Raw genomic sequence first — 18,333 nt, 5'->3', positions numbered from 1 at the left:
AGGCTGATATCCGCCTGTCCGGCGTTCGTGCTCACCTCAGGCGCGCGGATACCTTGCAAGCCATCCCGGCGACGAAACCGCCGGACCGTGCAGCGCGGGCCCCTGCGTCATCTCCATGGCGAAGTCGTCCGCCAGCTCCAGGATCGTGGCGCGCCCCTCCAGCTCGGTGAGCCAGCCGGGAGGCAGCGCGGTCTCGCCGTGCAGCGCGCCGAGGAGCGCCCCGCACAGGCCGCCCGTGGCGGCCGACGCCCCGCCGTGGTTCACGGCGAGCCGCAGCCCGTGGCGGATGTCCTCGCCGACGAGTGCGCAGTAGACGGCGGCGGCGAGCGCGCCCTCCGCGCCACCGTCCCCCATCAGCTCCTCCACCCGGGAGGGCGTGGGCATCCCCTGCCGTACGGCACCCAGGGCGTGCTTCAGCGCATCGGTGACGGGCTGGTGGCCCGGCCGGGCGGCCAGCAGCGCGAGCGCCCGCTGGATGGCTCCGTCCAGGGACTCCCCCCGGGCGAGACCGTGCACCAGGACGGTGTGCGCACCGGCCGCGAGGTAGGCGGTGGGGTGCCCGTGCGTCTGTACGGCGCACTCCACGGCCAGTTGCAGGACCAGCTGTGGCTCCCAGCCGACCAGGAGCCCGAAGGGGGCGGACCGCGTGGCGGCCTCGGCGCCCTGCTCGTCCGGGTTCTTGGGGGCTTCCAGCGTTCCCATGGCGTCGTCCCCGAACCCGAGCAGACAGGCGCGGGCGGGCGACCGCCGGGAGTAGAGCCACTCCTCCCGGGCCAGCCAGCCGTCTTCCTTGCGCCGCTCGTCGGGGCCCCAGTCGCTCTGGGTGGCGGCCCACCGCCGGTAGGCGCGGTGCAGGTCGGTCGGCGGATGCCAGGCGCCGGTGTCGCGCCGCACCTGGGCGCGTATGAGTCCGTCGACGGTGAAGAGGGCGAGCTGCGTGGCGGCGGTGACCGCGCCGCGCCGCCCGTGCGCGACAGCGGGCTCGGTAAGCCCCTCGGCCCCATGCGCCTCGCGTATCTCCTCCAGGTCCAGCGCGTCGACGGGCGCTCCCAGGGCATCGCCGACGGCGGCGCCGAGCAGTGTGCCGCGCACCCGGCTGCGGAAGTCCTGCTGCTCGGCGCGGCCCCAGACTCCGGTGGCTGCTGCGGTGCTCACGGCACCTCCTCCCCTGCTCGCCCCCTGCACTTCTGCGCAGCACTGTAATCGACCGGGAACCGTCGGTTCTGGGCCGATGCGATATCTAAGGAGACGCCCTTCAGATCACTTTTGACCGGCCTTCACCAGGGCTTTTCATGGATCTCCGCAGCCCTCCACCCCGCCGAACAGTCACCCGGTGTACCGCGACCGGAGGTCGTCCCTCGCTGCTGTCACTCTGGCCAGGCGTGGGGCCAGGCGGGGGCTGTTCGTGTCGGGGGCGTTGAGGAGTTCCGTGAGGAAGTCGGTGAGTTCGGCCAGGTCGTCCCACTCCACGTCGGGCGGCGCCGCGGCCAGTACGCGCTCCAGGCTCGCGTCGAGAGCCGGCCAGTCGGCCATGGCCGCGCCGGTCACCACCGCCAGACAGTCGCGGACGGCGGTCGGCACATCGGGCTTCTGCCAGAGGCGGGTCACCTCCTGCCACAGCGGGCGGGCCGCGGCCGTCCCCTCCGCGCCGCTCACCGCCAGAGCCAGTGCGAACGCCCCGGCCCCCGCGTCCTGAGCGCGGAGCGTCAGCGCCGCGTCCCGCGCACGGTCCCACTGCCCCGTCATGCGGAACGCCTTGGCCAGCTCCTCCGCGTCCTTCGGGTCTCCGCCGGTGGCATCGGCCTCCAGCACGACGAGCGCCCGCTCCGGGTGGCCGGACCACATGTGGATCTCGGCGGTCTTGGCGCGCGTCCAGTCCGGGTCCTCGCCGATCTCCGCGTAGCGCGCGAGGTCGGCCAGGGCCTGCTCCCAGCGCCCGGTGGCCTGAGAGGTCAGCACACGGATGATGACCGCCCAGGCGTTGTCCGGCTCCGCCTCGATGGCACGGCCCAGATCCGCCGACGCCTCCTCGTAGCGGCCGAGCCTGCGCAGCACCGAGCCGCGCAGGACGCGCGCAAGGCCGTGCTCGGGGTCCAGTTCGAGGACCCGGTCCAGGCCGGCGCGGGCCTCCTCGTACCGCTTCAGGCCGTCCAGTGCCTCGGCCCGCTGGTACAGGACCCATTCGTTGTCCGGCCACAGGACGCTCGCCCGGTCGGCGTCGGCGAACGCCCGGTCGTGGTCGGACAGGCGCCGGTGCACGTTGGACCTGCGGGCCAGCGCCCAGGCGTAGGAGGGATGGAGATCGATGGCACGGTCCAGGTCGGCCAGCGCCTCTTCCCGCCGCCCGAGGTCGTCCAGAGCGGCCCCGCGGCTCGCGTACGCCGACGCGTACTCCTCGTCGAGTCCGATCGCCCGGTCGTACTCCGCGAGAGCTTCCCCGGGCTTGCCCGCGCCCCGCAGCGCGTCACCCCGCTCGCAGGCCAGGAAAGCCGACTGCGGCGCAAGCCGGACCGCGAGGTCGAGGTCGGCCAGCTGCTCCGCGTGCTCCCCGCGCGAACGCCGCACCCGGGCACGGCGCACCAGCGCCCACGAGTACTCCGGATCGAGTTCCACCGCCCGGTCCAGGTCCGCGAGGGCCGCGTCGTCCTGCCCCAGGCCGTGCCGGGCGGCGCCCCGGGACGCCCAGGCGAACGGGTCCGCCGGGCTGACCTCGATCGCCCGGTCCAGGTCACTGATCGCCTCCGCCCACCGGCCGAGAACCCGGCGGTACTCGCCCCGCATTCCCAGGCCGTCCAGGTCGTCCGGCTCGATGGCGAGCGCCAGGCCCAACTCGTCGACGGCGGCGGCGTAGTCACCCTGCAGGGCACGGGTCACACCCCGGCCGTAGTAGGCCCGCGCCAGCTCCGGATCGAGGCCGATGGCCCGGTCGTACTCGGCCAGCGCCTCCTCGTACGCCCCGCTCTCCCGGAGGTCACGCCCGCGCAGCATCCGGGCGAACGCCTGCCCTCGTACGTCGAACCCGGCACGGTCGACCAACAGCCCCAGGGCGTCGACGCACGCGCCCCGGGTCAGCGCCGCCAGCAGGTCACGCCCCCACTTGCCGGTCGCCGCCGCGTCCGCGTCCTCCCCCGCGTCCACCAGGACCTGCGCCCAGCGCCGGGCCACGACCTCGCTCTCGCTCACGTCGCACGCGTCCACGACATCCCGCAGGACAGCGGGCAGCGCGCCCCGCTCCCCCGCACACAGCAAGTGGTACGACTCCGCGAGCCGCAGCTCCCGCCACGCCTCGTCCCTCCACAACTCATCGCCGTCGAGGCCGGCTTCCGCCTCCGCCCGCCACCCCGCGAACGTCTCCGCCAGCCGGCCGTGCGCCTCCGCCCATCCCCGCGGCGACCGCCGCCGCTGCGATCTCAGCATCGGCGCCCGCACCACGTCGTGGTACTGCACCCGGTCACCCCGGTCGCTCACGAACGGCAGCCCCCGCAGCCACCCGAAGAGGCCCGGCACGTCCGCCTGCGCGCAGATCCCCTCCACCGCCGCCCCGAACACATCCGCGTCGAGGCGTCTCGGCAGCGCGCACGCCAGTGCCGCCGCCCTGCGCACGGGGTCCCGTTCCCATTTCAGGAAGCGCTCCACGGCGGTGGCGCTCGGGTCACCGACGTCGTCCGGGGCGGCGGGCCTGCCCTCGGCGAGGGTGGAGACGAGGACGGGCAGGCCGCCGGAGAGCCGCAGGACCTCCTCCACCACCGGCTCCGCCACCACGCCCTTGCCCGCGAGCAGCCCCCGCGCCTCCAGCTCCGTGAAGGGGCCGAGCGGCACGTCCATCACGAAGTCGCCGTAGCCGCCCCACCGGGCCGTGTCGAAGGGGTGCTGCCCGGCCGTCACCACGACCACGGTGGCGGGCAGAGCTCCGTGCCGGTCGGTGAGCATCACGTCGTGCAGCCAGCCGTCCAGGAACGGCGCCGTCCGCTCGTACGTGTCGAAGAACAGGACGGTCCACGGCACCCCCTTCGCCGCGTCGGCCAGTTCGTTCAGGAGAACCGGGGTCAGGACCCGTTCCGGGGACAGGACAAGCTGTACGTCGTCCTGGCTGCCGAGGCGCGCGCTCAGCCCCGCGCGCAACCGGTCGGCGCCCTGCGCCAGTTGGGCCGGGTCCACCGCTCCCGCGAAGGCTCCCACGCCGGGCAGCAGGCCGAGACCGACCAGGCTCGCGCGGGCGGCCGTCATGCTGCCCGCCGATGGAGCGGGCGCGGCCAGGGGCCCCGGCTCCTGGGCCGGGTCGGACATCGCCGCGGCTGCCGCCGACTCGGCCTCGTGGCGCCGCTCACGATGAGTCGTCAGAAGCCGGTTGAGGTCCTTGCAGCGCCTGCCCTGCAGGGCGAATTGGGCGCTGATCGCCGCCATCGCCTCGGGAACGCTCCCGACCGCCTCGTCGACATACGCGGTCAGGGCGCCGTGTTCGCGGGCCAGTTGCTCCCACTCCCGCACCAACGACGTCTTGCCGACGCCTCCGATCCCATGGACGTGGAAGAGGAAGCGGTGCCGGTCGTCACCCGGCGGCACGTCGAAGTTGGCGCGGAAGGCGTCCAGTTCACCCCGCCGCCCGACGAACCCCGCCCGCCTGCGACGGCGGATCAACTCCTGCATGGACGGCTGCTCCGCCCCGGCCGACGCCACCACCGGCTCCCCCTCCACCCGTGCCCGACTGCCCTGCCCGCTTGCCCATGACGCTGCCCAACCCGCTGTCCTGCCCCAGTCTTCCACCGTCCTCTGACCTGAGGGCCGAAACCGTGTGGCGGGAAACGGGGGGCAACGTAACGGGAATGTCCGGGCGTCGTAACAAGAAACCTGCGGGGTACAACCACTCACCCGGAACACCTGTCTCCTCCTACGTCACAGCAGTTTCCCCACAGGAGGACCAGTGCGTCGCTCACTCATAGCCGCCGTCGCGGTGACCGCGCTCGCGACCCCGTTCGCCATCGTGGCCACGGCAGGTTCCGCCGCCGCCGCACCCGCCGCGGCGAGCAAGCCCGTGACCGACTTCAACCATGACGGATACGCCGACCTCGCCGTCTCCGCCTACCGTGGCGCCGTCAGCGGCAAGTCCGGCGCGGGCTACGTATCGATCGTGTACGGCTCGCCGTCGGGCGCCGACACCGCGCACGCCAAGCAGGTCGACCGCACCACCGCCGGCGTACCCGGCGACCCCGAGGAGGACGGCAGCTTCGGTGCGACCACCGAGGCGGCCGACCTCGACGGCGACGGATACACCGACCTCGTCGCGAGCAACGGCAGCGCCGCCGACGCGGTGCTCTGGGGTTCAGCGGACGGCCTGACCAAGGGCGGCGCGCTGCCGGGCGACTACGTGCAGCAGATCAAGGCCGGCGACTTCAACGGCGACGGCAAGACCGACCTCGTCGCCAACTCCCAGTCCACCATGGAGGTGCGCTACGGCCCCTTCACCCGCGACGGGAAGCCCGCCTCCACCTCGTCCGTCGAGAACGGTGACGACGGCCCCCAGGAGCTGATGGTGGGCGACGTGACCGGCGACGGCGCCGACGACCTCGTCACCGGCCACGCCATGGAGGAGATGCAGCACTCCTCGCGCCTGTGGAAGGGCAGCAAGGACGGCCTCTCCAAGACGTCGACGCCGACCAAGAAGTTCACCACGAACGGCGTCATCGCCGACGTGGACAAGGACGGGTACGGCGACCTCGTGGCCCGCGAGGTCGACGAGGTCTCCGAGATGCAGGTCTACGACGCGGGCGCGGTCCGGGTCGTCTACGGCTCCGCGTCCGGCTTCTCCAACCGCACCGCGAAGATCACTCAGGACACCGCGGGCGTCCCCGGCGTGGGCGAGCAGGGCGACCCCGACCTGCACGACATGGGCGACCAGTTCGGCTACTCGCTCTCCGCCGGTGACGTCACGGGCGACGGCTACCCGGACATCGCGGTCGGCGTGCCCGGCGAAGACGTCGACTCCTCCGGGGACACGGGTGCCGTCGTCCTCCTCAAGGGCGGCGCGAACGGCCTGACCGGCACCGGCGCCCAGGCCTTCAACCAGACCACGGCCGGCGTCCCCGGCGTCTCGGAGGGGGACGACTACTTCGGTGAGGAGGTCAAGCTCACCGACGTGAACAAGGACGGCCTCGCCGACCTGACCGTGGGCGTGCCCCAGGAAGACGGCACGACCAAGGACTCCGGCGCCGCCTGGCTGTTCCGCGGTGCCAAGACGGGCCTCACGACGACCGGCATCACGTCGTTCAGCCCGTCCTCGCTGGGCACCCAGGAGGCTGGCGCCCGCTTCGGCGGCGACCTCTCCTGACCCCACCCCCGCAGGGCTGACCTTTCCCCCGAGTCAGTCAAGGACGGGAAGCAGTTCCGGGAGGTGGCCGTCCGACGCGGCGGCCGCCTCCTGGCGCTCCACCGGCACCTCGCCGTACAGCGTCGTCCGTGCCTTCGCCGGACGGCCGGCCTCGTCCGCGATCGCGATCAGGTCCTTGACCGAGCGGTACGAGCCGTAACTGGAGCCCGCCATCCGGGAGATGGTCTCCTCCATCAGCGTGCCGCCCAGGTCGTTCGCCCCCGAGCGCAGCATCTCCGCCGCCCCCTCCGTGCCCAGCTTCACCCAGCTCGTCTGGATGTTCGGGATGTACGGGTGTAGCAGCAGCCGCGCCATCGCCACCACCGCGCGGTTGTCGCGGGTGGTCGGGCCCGGGCGCGCGATGCCCGCCAGATAGACCGGCGCGTTCGTGTGGATGAAGGGCAGCGTCACGAACTCCGTGAAGCCCTCGACCCCCTTGGCCAGCGCGTCCTTCTGCATTCCGGCGAGGGTGCGGAAGTGCCCGAGCCAGTGCCTGGGCTGGTCCACGTGCCCGTACATCATCGTGGAGGACGAGCGGATGCCCAGCTCGTGGGCCGTGCTCACCACCTCGATCCAGGTCGCCGTCGGCAGCTTGCCCTTGGTCAGGACCCAGCGGACCTCGTCGTCGAGGATCTCCGCCGCCGTGCCCGGGATCGAGTCGAGGCCCGCTTCCTTCGCGGCGCTGAGCCAGTCCCGTATCGAAAGACCCGTGCGCGTCGCGCCGTTGACGACCTCCATCGGCGAGAACGCGTGCACATGCATGCCCGGCACGCGCTCCTTCACGGCCCGCGCGATGTCGAAGTACGCGGATCCGGGCAGGTCGGGGTGGATGCCGCCCTGCATGCAGACCTCGGTCGCGCCGACCTCCCACGCCTGCGCGGCCCGGTCGGCGACCTGGTCGAGCGAGAGGGTGTAGGCGTCGGCGTCCGTGCGGCGCTGGGCGAAGGCGCAGAAGCGGCAGCCGGTGTAGCAGACGTTCGTGAAGTTGATGTTCCGCGTGACGATGTACGTGACGTCGTCGCCGACCACGGACTTGCGCAGGTCGTCCGCGACGGAACACAGCGCGTCCAGTGCCGGACCGTCCGCGTGCAGCAGGGCGAGGGCCTGCTCGTCCGTCAGACGCGTCGGGTCGTCGGCCGCCGTCTTCAGGGCCGCCCGTACGTCGCCGTCGATGCGGGAAGGGACCATGCCGGGGGCGGCCTGCTCGCGCAGGGCCTCCCAGTCGCCGTACACCTCGTCGAAATCGTCGCGGCGGTCCGACGTGCGGCCGATGGTGTCGATGGTCCGGTGCAGGTCGGTGCGGCCGGACGAGGCGACGTACCCCTCGTCGGGCTCCTGCCAGGGGAGGCCGGTGGGCCGGGCGTCCTCGTTCGCCAGGCCCGTCTCCGGGTCGACGAGCGCGCGCACGTGCGGGAGCAGGCGCGGGTCGAGCCAGGGCTCGCCGCGTTCGATGAACTCGGGGTAGATCGTGAGCCGTTCGCGCAGGCTGAAGCCCGCCTCCGCGGTCTTCTCGGCCAGCTCGTCGATGTGCGGCCAGGGGCGCTCGGGGTTCACGTGGTCGGGCGTCAGGGGCGAGACGCCGCCCCAGTCGTCGATGCCCGCGCCGATGAGCAGCGCGTACTCGGCGTCCACCAGGTTCGGCGGGGCCTGGATGCGGGCGCTCGGGCCGAGGATGTGGCGGGCCACCGCGATGCACGCGGCGAGCTCCTCCAGCTCGGCGTCCGGCATGCCGCGCATCGCCGTGTCCGGCTTGGCGCGGAAGTTCTGGACGATGACTTCCTGGATGCCGTGGTACGAACGCTGGGTCGCCCGGAGCCGGAAGAGCGCGTCCGCCCGCTCCTCGTACGTCTCGCCGATCCCGATGAGGACACCGGTGGTGAAGGGGACGTTCGAGCGGCCCGCGTCCTCAAGGACGCGCAGCCTGACCGCGGGCTCCTTGTCGGGCGAGCCGTGGTGCGGGCCGCCCGGCTCGCTCCACAGCCGGGTCGCCGTCGTCTCCAGCATCATGCCCATGGACGGCGCGACGGGCTTGAGCCGCTGGAGGTCGGTCCAGGTCATGACGCCCGGGTTGAGGTGCGGGAGCAGGCCCGTCTCCTCCAGGACGCGGATCGCCATCGCGCGGACGTACGCCAGGGTGTCGTCGTAGCCTTCCGCCTCCAGCCACTCGCGTGCCTCGGGCCAGCGGTCCTCGGGGCGGTCACCGAGCGTGAACAGGGCTTCCTTGCAGCCCATTTCGGCGCCGCGCCTGGCGATGTCGATGACCTCGTCCGGCGAGAGGAACATGCCGTGCCCGTCGCGGCGCAGCTTGCCGGGGACGGTGACGAAGGTGCAGTAGTGGCACTTGTCGCGGCACAGCCGCGTCAGCGGGATGAAGACCTTCTTCGAGTACGTGATGACGCCGGGCCGCCCGACCGCCGCGAGCCCCGCGTCGCGTACCCGCGCGGCGGACGCGGAGACGTCCTTCAGATCGTCGCCGCGCGCCTGGAGCAGCACGGCGGCCTCGGCGGTGTCGAGCGCGACGCCGTCCCTGGCGCGTTTGAGCGCGCGACGCATCGCGTTCGCGGTGGGCCGTGCGGGCGCTTGGGCCGGCCCCTGGGGTGCTGAGTCCTGCGGCGCGCTGTTGGTCATGCGTCCGAGCATACGAGCGACCTCCCGGAGAAACAGCCACAGGTCAGTGCCGGTCTCCGGGGGCGGGTGTGACGTGCACGTATCGCTGGAATCCGTCGAGGGCACACAGCACCTCCGTCTCCCCGCGCGCCGGGAGCTGCACGATGACCTCGTCCACGCCGAGCTCCGCGTAGTGGGCCAGCTTGCCCTCGGTCGGCTCCACGGCGGACAGCGCCACGTACAGACCGGCGGGGTCGCGGCCCGCCTCGGCCCAGGCGGTGCGCAGCGCGGGGAGGGTGTCGCGCAGACCGCCGCCGCCGATGGGCAGCCAGCCGTCGGCGAACTCCGCGATGTGCGCGAAGAGCTTGGGTCCGGCGGCTCCGCCGATGAGGGTGCGCGGGCCGTACAGGGGGCCGTCCTTGCGTGGGCGCGGCGCCCGCACCGGCTTGGGGCGCACGTCGCTGGCGCGCACGCTCCCGAACTCCCCTTCGTACGCCGTCGGGTCCTCGGCCCACAGGGCCCGCATGACCGCCATCCGGTCCCGCACGAGCTCCCTGCGGGTGCGCCACTCGACGCCGTGGTCGGCGGCCTCCTCCTTGTTCCAGCCGTAGCCGATACCGAGAGTGAACCGACCGCCGGAGAGATGGTCCAGGGTCGCGATCTGCTTGGCGAGGTCGATGGGGTCGTGCTGCCCGACGAGCGTGATGTTCGTGCCGAGCCCGAGCCGTCCGGTGACGGCCGCGGCCTGCGCGAGGGCCACGAAGGGGTTGAGCATGCGGGCGCACTCGGGCGGGAGTTCACCGCCGGGGTACGGGGTCTCGCGGGACACCGGGATGTGGGAGTGCTCGGGGAGGTAGAGCGCCGCGAAGCCTCGCTGCTCCAGCTCCTGGGCCAGGCGGACGGGGGTGATGGTCTCGTCGGTGAGGTAGAGGGTGGCGGCAACGCGCATGGGTCGGCCTCCGGTTGGGTCCTCGTCGTACCGCTCCCGCAGGTTCCTCGTACGGGAACGGGGGCTCACTTACTAGCCGTCGACGCCACAGGAGTCCATGCCGGGGCCGCACCTCCGGTCGCCGTCCGCCTCCTGTAGTACGCGACCGTCACCACGACGAGCAGCGGCGCCCACAGGAGCAGCGGTGCGTAACAGGCCACGAGGACCGCCTGCCGGACGGCGCTGTCCGTGACTCCGGGGCCCAGATCCGCGAACGCGGCGTAGACGAACCAGCCGGTGATCAGGAAGAGCCCGGCGGCCCCGAGCAGCGCCGGAATCACCGCGGCGAGCGGCCGCACCCCGCGCCCGCCGAGCAGCGGTATCCACCCCGGCACGACCTCGCCCCAGCCGCGCACCAGGCCCAGCGTCAGCAGGGCGAGGCACTCGGAGACGACGCTGAGCCCCAGGACGTAGGCCCGCGCGCCCCAGCCGTCGACGGGCATGTCCGCCACCGGCAGTCCGGCGACCAGGGCGATGCGCCACAGCCCGGAGGGCAGCGTGGCCAGCGGGACGGCGTGCGCGGCGAGCACGGCCCACCGGGGGACGTCGGACAGTGCGGTCATCTTCGGCATGGGAGTCATGCTGGCCGCGGGCGCGGGCCCGCCACATCGGCGTACGGGCCGATCACGGGGTCCGGGCCTCCGCCGCATGGGGGAGTGAAAAATCCGACCACCTCGCGCGCCCCCCGAACTACCCTGGCGCCGATGAGCAGAAGGCGACGCAAGAAACAGACACAACAGCTGGTCATGGCGGCGGGGATGGGCCACACCACGGTGGTGAAGAGGCTGCTGCGCGCGGGCGCGGACCCGAGGGCCGCCGACCCCGACGGCACGACACCGCTGTACGGCGCGTCCGTCCACGGCGCGGCACCCGCCGTCAGGGCACTCCTCGAAGCGGGCGCAGGACCCGACGTGGAGAGCGGCCACGGCGACCAGGGCACGCCCCTGTGCGGGGCCGCGTGCTGGGGCCACACCGACGCGGTCCGCGAACTCCTCGCCCATGGCGCGGACCCCAACCTCCGGGAGGATCACGGCACGGGCTCCACTCCCCTGCGCTGGGCGACGCAGTGCGGGCACGAGGAGACGGCGGCCGCGCTGCGGGCCGCGGGCGCGAACGCCTAGGCGCGGGGCGCTCGGTGCCCTAGGATCCGCGGGATCCGGGAAACAGCCGGAGACTTCGGGGGAATCTGGGGGATTCCGTCATGCGACTTCGCTTCGCGACCGTACTGCTGCTGCTCGGGGCCCTGCTGGGCGGAACGGCCGGCACCGGGGTGTACGCGGCCACCCCGCGGACGGCGGCGGTGTCCGCGGCCACCTCGACGACGCACACGACAGGAGCCGTGGCCGCCGGGACGGACACGCGGGCGGCGGACGCGTCGCACTCCAAGCCCCTGACGAAGCCCGAGGCGAAGCCCAAGAAGAAAAAGAAGAAGTCGAAGGGCGGGAAGATCGGCCTGTTCCTCGGGATCCTGGCCGTCATCGCGATCATCATCATCGTCGTGCTGGCCCTGCGCCGCGTGCGCAGGGCCCGCGGCAGCCACTGAGCACGGACCGGCCCCGCGCCCGGCACCACCCGTAAGCCCGACACCACCCGTAAACCCGACACCGCCCGTAAGTCTGTCAATTGCCTTCCCTTGACGGGGAGTTCACGGCTCAATACCAGGGTTGCCCTGCAGTCCCTTCCGACACCCTGGGGAGCCGACACATGTGCGAGGACGAACACCGCCCGGCCAGATCCGCCGACACGCCCCTGAACCGGCGTGGTCTGCTCGTGACGGGAGCCGCCGCCGCGCTTACGTTGAACAGCGTGAGCTTCGCGAGCGCCGCAGGGCGTGACTCCGCAAGTGGCGACGAGACCAGAGTGGTGCGCGGGACGCTGCCCACCGGGTCACCCGACTTCGTGTACCTGCCGGTCGAAGTCCCCGACGGCGTACGCGAGATCCACGTCGCGTACACCTACGAGAAGGTCACCGTCCCGGCGGGCACGCAGGGCAACGCGCTCGACATCGGCGTCTTCGACCAGCGCGGCACCGCCCTCGGCGGCAAGGGCTTCCGGGGCTGGTCGGGCGGCGCCCGCACGGAGTTCTTCATCCGCGCCGACGACGCCACGCCCGGCTACATCCCGGGCCCGGTCAAGGCGGGCACCTGGAACATCGCGCTCGGCCCGTACACCGTCGCACCGCAGGGCCTGCCCTACGAGGTCACGATCACCCTCAGGTTCGGGGCGCCCGGCAAGACGCCCAGGGCCGTCTATCCGCCGGAGCGGGCGAAGGGGCGGGGCCGCGCCTGGTACCGCGGGGACTGCCATCTGCACTCCGTGTACTCGGACGGCAAACGCACCCTGGCCGAGATCGCGGCCGCCGCGCGCGCGGCGGGGCTCGACTTCATCAACAGCTCCGAGCACAACACGCACTCCGCGCACGCCCATTGGGCCGATCTGGCGGGTGACGACCTGCTGATCATGCTGGGCGAGGAGGTCACCACCCGCAACGGCCACGTGGTCGCCCTGGGCACGGACCCCGGCACCTTCATCGACTGGCGCTACCGCGCCCGCGACAACCGCTTCGGCAAGTACGCCCGCGAGATCCGGGACGCGGGCGGCCTCGTCGTGCCCGCCCATCCGCACGCCACCTGCGTCGGCTGCAACTGGAAGTTCGGCTTCGGCGAGGCGGACGCGATCGAGGCGTGGAACGGCCCGTACACCCCGGACGACGAGATCGCCCTGGCCGACTGGGACAGCACGCTGGTCGCCTCCGTCCGGGGCCGCAGGCCCTGGATCCCCGCCATGGGCAACAGCGACGCCCACCGCGACCCCGACCCCGTCGGCAGCCCGCAGACGGTGGTCCTGGCGGACGACCTGACGCGGGAGGCCATCCAGGCGGGCATCCGCGCGGGCCACAGCTACATCGCCGAGTCCAAGGACGTATCGCTGAAGTTCACCGCCACCGGCGGCAGGGGAAAGCAGGCGGGCATCGGCGAGCGCCTGCACGTCGAGCAGGACGCCCCGGTGACGGTCCGCCTCGACGTCACGGGTGCCCCGGGCTCCACGATCCGCTTCGTCACGGACCAGGGCGTCCTGTTCACCGGCCCCGCGATCCCGGCCTCCGGGACCGGCACGGCGGAGTGGCGGACCACGCCGTCGTACGCCGCCTATGTGCGGGCGGAGGTCCGCCACGCACCAGTGACACCGGGCCTGCCGGGTCCGCTGACGGCGTTCACGAACCCGATCTTCCTGGGCCGCCACTAGCACCGCCGGGCGGCCGGCCCTCCCCGGCGTTCTTCCGGGGAGGGTCAGTCCTCGACGACCAGGGCCGGGGTGTCCCGCTTCAGGACCTCGCCGCGGAAGAACGCCGGGCTCGTGCGGCCCATCACCAGCATGATCACCACGCCGAGGAGCAGCAGGCCCACGCCGATCACGAAGACCGAGCCGACGCCGAAGACGGAGGAGCCGCTGCCGTAGGCGGGGTTCCACATGTCGATGAGGGTCTTGGCGAAGACGCCGGTCAGGAGGACGCCGCCGAGGGCCGGGAGCAGCGCCTTGAAGACGAAGCCCCGGACCGAGCTGAACAGCTCGTGGCGGAAGTACCAGACGCAGGCGAAGGCCGTCAGCGCGTAGTAGAAGCAGATCATGAGGCCGAGCGCGTAGATCGTGTCGACCAGGACGTGTTCGGAGACCAGCGTCATGACCGTGTAGAAGACGGCGGTCGCGACGCCCGCGGTGACCGTCGCGCGGCCCGGCGTCTTGAAGCGCGGGTGGACGCGTGCGAAGGACGCCGGGAGCGCCTCGTACGAGGACATGGCGAGGACCGTGCGGGCCACCGGGATGAACGTGGTCTGCAGGCTCGCGGCGGCCGACGCGAGGACCGCGACGAAGAGCAGGATGCCGAGGGTGGGGCCCATCACGGGGCCCGCCAGGACGGCGAAGACGTTGTCGGAGGTGTCGGGGTTGGCCAGGCCCAGGCCCTTGCTTCCCGCGCCCACCACCATCTGCGCGGCGACGGCCGTCGCGAGGTAGGAGCCGACGAGCACGACCATCGCGATGAGCGCGGCACGACCGGGCGTCTTGTCGCTGCCGGTCGTCTCCTCGTTGGCGGCCAGGCACGCGTCCCAGCCCCAGTAGATGAAGATCGCGAGCGAGAGGCCCGCGGTGAAGGAGGAGAACGACTTCACGGCGAACGGATTCAGCCACGACCAGGAGAAGTCCTGCGACAGGGGGAACTCGGGGGTGCCGGCCTTCTGGAAGGCCATCACCACGAAGACCGCGAGCACGACGAGCTGCAGCCCCACCAGTGCGTACTGCACGCCCTTGGTGGCCGTCATCCCGCGATAGCTGATGGCGGTCGCGGCGGCGATCAGGGCGAGGCAGGTGAGGATGTGGACGGCCTTGTTGTCATCCAGGGACGCTATCGAGTCATTGCCCGTGATCTCGCCCGCCAGGAGCCAGAAGTACGAGGTCGCCACGCCCGCCAGGTTCGACAGCACGATGATCGTGGCGATGACCAGACCCCAGCCGCACATCCAGCCGATCCGCGGGCCGAAGGCCTTGACGGTCCAGGTGAAGGACGTGCCGCAGTCCGGCATGGCCTTGTTGAGCTCGCGGTAGGCGAAGGCCACCAGGAGCATCGGCAGGAAGCCCGCGAGGAAGACCGCGGGCATGGCCAGGCCGACCTCGCCGGCCGTGGAGCCGAGGGTCGACGTCAGGCAGTAGACGGGGGCGACGGTCGAGATGCCGATGACGGCGCTGCCCATGAGGCCGACGGAGTTCCCGCCGAGGCCTTTGGCGCGCACGCCCCCGTCGGGGGCGCCGCTTACCGTGTCTCCGGCCTGGGGCCGTACGTCCAACTGGGTCATGAACAGGACGTTAAGTCCTGCGGTTTCCATATACGGAGGATGAGAATCCGGATCTTCCGTCTTGTAATCGATGGAGAAATCGGGGCAGCCGCCATCGATTGAGCGACCTTCTCGGCAGGTCACCTACTCATCGCGAGGCAAAAGCCAGACCGTCCGGTATGCGGGAACCGCAGCACTGTCCGTTTTGTCAGGGTTCAAAATTTTCCCGCGCCGCCTCCCCCGTGTCACATGCCGGACGGTCCAGCCCGGCCCCCGCTCTAGCCCGGCCACACGATCGACTGCAGCTCGCTGTACGCGTGCAGCGCGTACGACCCGACGTCCCGGCCCACCCCGCTCTTCTTGAACCCGCCGAACGGCGCCTCCATGTTCCGGCCGATCGTGTTCACGCCGACCCCGCCCGCGCGCAGCCGCCGCGCGACGCGGAAGGCACGGGCCACGTCGCCCGACCAGACGTAGTCGAGGAGGCCGTAGTCGCTGTCGTTGGCCAGCGCGATGCCCTCCTCCTCGTCGTCGAAGGGGACCACCACCACGACCGGGCCGAAGATCTCCTCCCGGACGACCCGCATGTCGTTCGTGCAGTCCGCGAGGAGCGTCGGGGCGACGTAGAAGCCGCGGTCCAGGCCGGGGCCCGCCGGGCGCTCACCGCCCGCGACGACCTGTGCGCCCTCCTTCCTGCCCAGCTCCACGTACGACTCGATGCGGTCCCGGTGTGCCGCCGAGATCACCGGGCCGACGATCGTCCCCTTCTCCCGCGGGTCACCGACCTTCATGAAGCCGATGTAGCCCGTCAGCTTCTCGATCAGGGCGTCGTGGACCGCGCGGTGCACGATCACCCGCGTCGGGGCCGTGCAGATCTGGCCGCTGTAGAAGGAGAACGTCGTCCCGATGCCCGCCACCGCCGAGTCCAGGTCCGCGTCCTCGAAGACGACCGCCGCGCCCTTGCCGCCCAGCTCCATGAGCTGCCGCTTCATGTCGCGTCCGCACACCTCGGCGATCCGCTGCCCCACCGACGTCGAACCGGTGAAGCTCACCATGTCGACGTCCGGCGAGTCGACGGCCGCCTCGCCCACCTCGGGGCGCGCACCGCTCACCACGTTCACCACTCCCGGCGGCGCCCCGGCCTCCTCAAGCGCCGCCGCCATCCGGTACACCGACAGCGGGTCCTGCGGGGCGGGCTTCACCACGACCGTGTTGCCCATGGCCAGGGCGGGTGCCACTTTGCCCGCCGGGTTGGCCCACGGGTTGTTGTACGAGGTGATGCAGGTGACGACACCCACCGGCTGCCGGACGGTGAGCGCCCCCAGGACGCCCGCCTTCCCCATGGGTCCCGCCTCGTTGATCTGCGGCGGCAGGGCCGCCTCGACCGGCTCGGCGGCGCCTTTCGCGTACCTCTTGAAGCGCGCCACCGACACGGCGACCTGCATGCCCCGCGCCGTGCCCGTCGTCGCGCCGCTCTCTGCCTGCGCGAGTTCCGCGTACGGCACGAGATCGCGCTGCATGATCGACGCGGCGCGGTCCAGGACGACGGCCCGTTCCTCGGGGGTCGTGCGCGACCAGGTGGCGAAGGCCTCGCGGGCGGCGCCGGCCGCCGCGTGCACCTGCTCGCGGCTCGCCTCGGGCGCCAGACCCACGACGCCCTCGGTCGCCGGGTTGATCACCTCGTAGTGCCCGCCGTCGGGCTCGACCCACGCACCGCCGATGAACAGCCGCTGCTCCCGCGGCAGTCGCTCGCTCACTTGGTGCTCACCGTCCTGGTGTCCCGGCCCGAGCGGAGCACCGTGCCGGGCGTCGCGCCCGTCACCTGGTCCTCGCGGATGGTCTCGACGCCGTTGACCCAGACGGCGTTGACTCCGATGGCCTTGGAGTCGAGGCGGGGGCTGTCGCCCGGCAGGTCGTGCACCAGCGTGGCCTTGCCCGCGTCGATGCGCTCGGGGTCGAAGAGCACGAGGTCGGCGTGGAAGCCCTCCTCGATGCGGCCCCGCTCCCGCAGCCCGAAGAGCTGCGCGGGATCGTCGGTGAGCATCTTCACCGCCGCTTCCAGGCCGACCAGCTTGCGGCCCCGCAGGCAGTCACCGATGAACCGGGTCGTGTACGGGGCGCCGCACATGCGGTCCAGGTGCGCGCCCGCGTCGGAGCCGCCCAGCATGACGTCCTCGTGCTGCCACGCCTCCTGGCGCAGGGCCCACGACTCGGGGTCGTTGTCCGAGGGCATGGGCCACAGGACCGTACGCAGGTCGTCGTTGGCGCAGATCTCGACGAGGCACTGGAAGGCCTCCTGGCCGCGCTCGGCGGCGATGTCGCCCACGACTCGTCCGGTGAGGCCTTCGTTCTCCTTGGAGTACGTGTCCCCGATGACGTAGCGGTCGAAGTGCGTGAGCCGCCGGAAGACCCCGGCCTCTTTGCTCTCGCCGCGCCGCAGCATCTCGCCCCTGACGTCCGGGTCACGCAGCTTGGCGATGCGCTCGGGGACGGGCAGGCCGAGCACGTCTCCCCAGCCGGGGATCAGGTTCAGGGCGCAGAAGGTGCCGAGCGACATGTTCATGGGGGTGAGGATCGGCATCGTGAGGGCGACGATCCGGCCACCGGACTTGCGGGCGCGCTCGCTGGCCACCAGCTGGCGCGGGACGCGCTCGGGCACGGCGGAGTCGATGGTGAGGACGTTCCAGTTGAGGGGCCGCCCGGCGGCGGCGCTCATCTCCACGAACAGCTCGATCTCATCATCGCTGAACTGATCGAGACACCCGGCGACGATGGCCTCCAGCTGCGTGCCCTCGTGCTCGGCGACGGCCCGGCTGAGCGCGAGCAGCTCCTCGGGCTTCGCGTGCCGCGAGGCGACCGGCTGCCCGTCGCCGTCGGAGTGCGTGGACGACTGGGTGGTGGACAGCCCCCAGGCACCGGCGTCCATGGCGTCATGGAAGAGCCGCAGCATGGCGTCGAGCTGCTCGGGGGTCGGCTGCCCGCCCACGGCGTCCGCGCCCATGACGTACCGACGCAGCGCGCAATGCCCCACCATGAACCCGGCGTTGACGGCGACGCGCCCCTCCAGGGCATCGAGATACTCCCCGAACGAACTCCACGACCAGGGCGCGCCTTCTTCGAGGGCCACCAGCGACATGCCCTCGACCTTGGACATCATCCGCCGCGTGTAGTCGGCGTCCTCGGGGCGCGCGGGGTTCAACGGGGCAAGCGTGAAGCCGCAGTTGCCGCCCGCGACGGTGGTGACGCCGTGGTTCAGGGAGGGGGTCGCGTACGGGTCCCAGAAGAGCTGGGCGTCGTAATGCGTGTGCGGATCGACGAACCCGGGCGCGAGGACGCGCCCCTGTGCGTCCTCGCTGGTCCGCGCATCCTCACTGACGGTCCCCGGCTCGGCGACGACGGCGATGCGCCCGTCCCGGATGCCCACGTCGGCGGTGTACGCGGGGGCGCCGGTTCCGTCGACGACGGTCGCGCCTTTGATGAGGTGGTCGAGCATGACGGGGTGATCCCCCTTTGGGATAACGGGTGAGTGGGCGGGAGACAGCCCG

General features: G+C 72.1%; 12 protein-coding genes. 4 read left to right on the top strand and 8 right to left on the bottom strand.

Annotated features, from left to right (window positions below; all coding sequences use genetic code 11):
* Positions 1 to 36 precede the first annotated feature (36 nt).
* Together AB0E78_RS15505 and AB0E78_RS15500 are read right to left on the bottom strand one after the other, a co-directional pair.
* A complete protein-coding gene (locus AB0E78_RS15505; RefSeq protein ID WP_361832335.1) occupies positions 37 to 1,155 on the bottom strand; it encodes an ADP-ribosylglycohydrolase family protein in 1,119 nt (372 codons plus the stop codon).
* Positions 1,156 to 1,326: 171 nt separating this feature from the next.
* Entirely contained in the window at positions 1,327 to 4,647 is a 3,321-nt protein-coding gene (locus AB0E78_RS15500; RefSeq protein WP_361832806.1) for a tetratricopeptide repeat protein, read from the bottom strand.
* A 274-nt stretch (positions 4,648 to 4,921) separates the two neighbouring features.
* Here AB0E78_RS15500 and AB0E78_RS15495 point away from each other — a divergent pair, with 274 nt between their 5' ends.
* Positions 4,922 to 6,325 (top strand): FG-GAP-like repeat-containing protein, encoded by a 1,404-nt coding sequence (locus tag AB0E78_RS15495; RefSeq protein ID WP_361832333.1) that lies wholly within the window; start codon positions 4,922 to 4,924, stop codon positions 6,323 to 6,325.
* 33 nt (positions 6,326 to 6,358) lie between these two features.
* Here the strand turns inward: AB0E78_RS15495 and AB0E78_RS15490 are convergent, their stop codons facing one another.
* The 3 genes from AB0E78_RS15490 to AB0E78_RS15480 form a co-directional block, all read right to left on the bottom strand.
* Positions 6,359 to 8,992 carry a bifunctional FO biosynthesis protein CofGH gene (locus AB0E78_RS15490; RefSeq protein ID WP_361832332.1) on the bottom strand — a complete coding sequence of 878 codons (2,634 nt, stop codon included), beginning with the start codon at positions 8,990 to 8,992 and terminating at the stop codon, positions 6,359 to 6,361.
* 43 nt (positions 8,993 to 9,035) lie between these two features.
* Entirely contained in the window at positions 9,036 to 9,920 is an 885-nt protein-coding gene (locus AB0E78_RS15485) for an LLM class F420-dependent oxidoreductase (protein WP_361832330.1), read from the bottom strand.
* A gap of 65 nt (positions 9,921 to 9,985) precedes the next feature.
* Positions 9,986 to 10,531, bottom strand: coding sequence for a hypothetical protein (locus tag AB0E78_RS15480; RefSeq protein WP_361832328.1), 546 nt, complete (start codon positions 10,529 to 10,531; stop codon positions 9,986 to 9,988).
* Between the two features lie 132 nt (positions 10,532 to 10,663).
* Here AB0E78_RS15480 and AB0E78_RS15475 point away from each other — a divergent pair, with 132 nt between their 5' ends.
* The 3 genes from AB0E78_RS15475 (at position 10,664) to AB0E78_RS15465 (ending at position 13,205) form a co-directional block, all read left to right on the top strand.
* A complete protein-coding gene (locus AB0E78_RS15475; protein ID WP_361832326.1) occupies positions 10,664 to 11,080 on the top strand; it encodes an ankyrin repeat domain-containing protein in 417 nt (138 codons plus the stop codon).
* A gap of 80 nt (positions 11,081 to 11,160) precedes the next feature.
* Entirely contained in the window at positions 11,161 to 11,502 is a 342-nt protein-coding gene (locus AB0E78_RS15470) for a hypothetical protein (RefSeq protein ID WP_361832324.1), read from the top strand.
* A 161-nt stretch (positions 11,503 to 11,663) separates the two neighbouring features.
* Positions 11,664 to 13,205 carry a CehA/McbA family metallohydrolase gene (locus AB0E78_RS15465; protein WP_361832322.1) on the top strand — a complete coding sequence of 514 codons (1,542 nt, stop codon included), beginning with the start codon at positions 11,664 to 11,666 and terminating at the stop codon, positions 13,203 to 13,205.
* A gap of 44 nt (positions 13,206 to 13,249) precedes the next feature.
* Here the strand turns inward: AB0E78_RS15465 and AB0E78_RS15460 are convergent, their stop codons facing one another.
* The 3 genes from AB0E78_RS15460 to AB0E78_RS15450 form a co-directional block, all read right to left on the bottom strand.
* Positions 13,250 to 14,809 carry an APC family permease gene (locus AB0E78_RS15460; protein ID WP_361832804.1) on the bottom strand — a complete coding sequence of 520 codons (1,560 nt, stop codon included), beginning with the start codon at positions 14,807 to 14,809 and terminating at the stop codon, positions 13,250 to 13,252.
* Between the two features lie 257 nt (positions 14,810 to 15,066).
* The gene (locus AB0E78_RS15455) at positions 15,067 to 16,545 is read right to left on the bottom strand and encodes an aldehyde dehydrogenase family protein (RefSeq protein WP_361832320.1); all 1,479 of its coding nucleotides are present in this window, start codon (positions 16,543 to 16,545) and stop codon (positions 15,067 to 15,069) included.
* A complete protein-coding gene (locus AB0E78_RS15450) occupies positions 16,542 to 18,281 on the bottom strand; it encodes a D-aminoacylase (protein WP_361832318.1) in 1,740 nt (579 codons plus the stop codon). Before AB0E78_RS15450 ends, AB0E78_RS15455 begins: the two co-directional genes overlap by 4 nt.
* Positions 18,282 to 18,333: the final 52 nt, after the last annotated feature.

Source organism: Streptomyces sp. NPDC032198, from assembly GCF_040636975.1.
Classification (GTDB): domain Bacteria; phylum Actinomycetota; class Actinomycetes; order Streptomycetales; family Streptomycetaceae; genus Streptomyces.
This window is presented reverse-complemented; position numbering and strand designations above follow the sequence as displayed.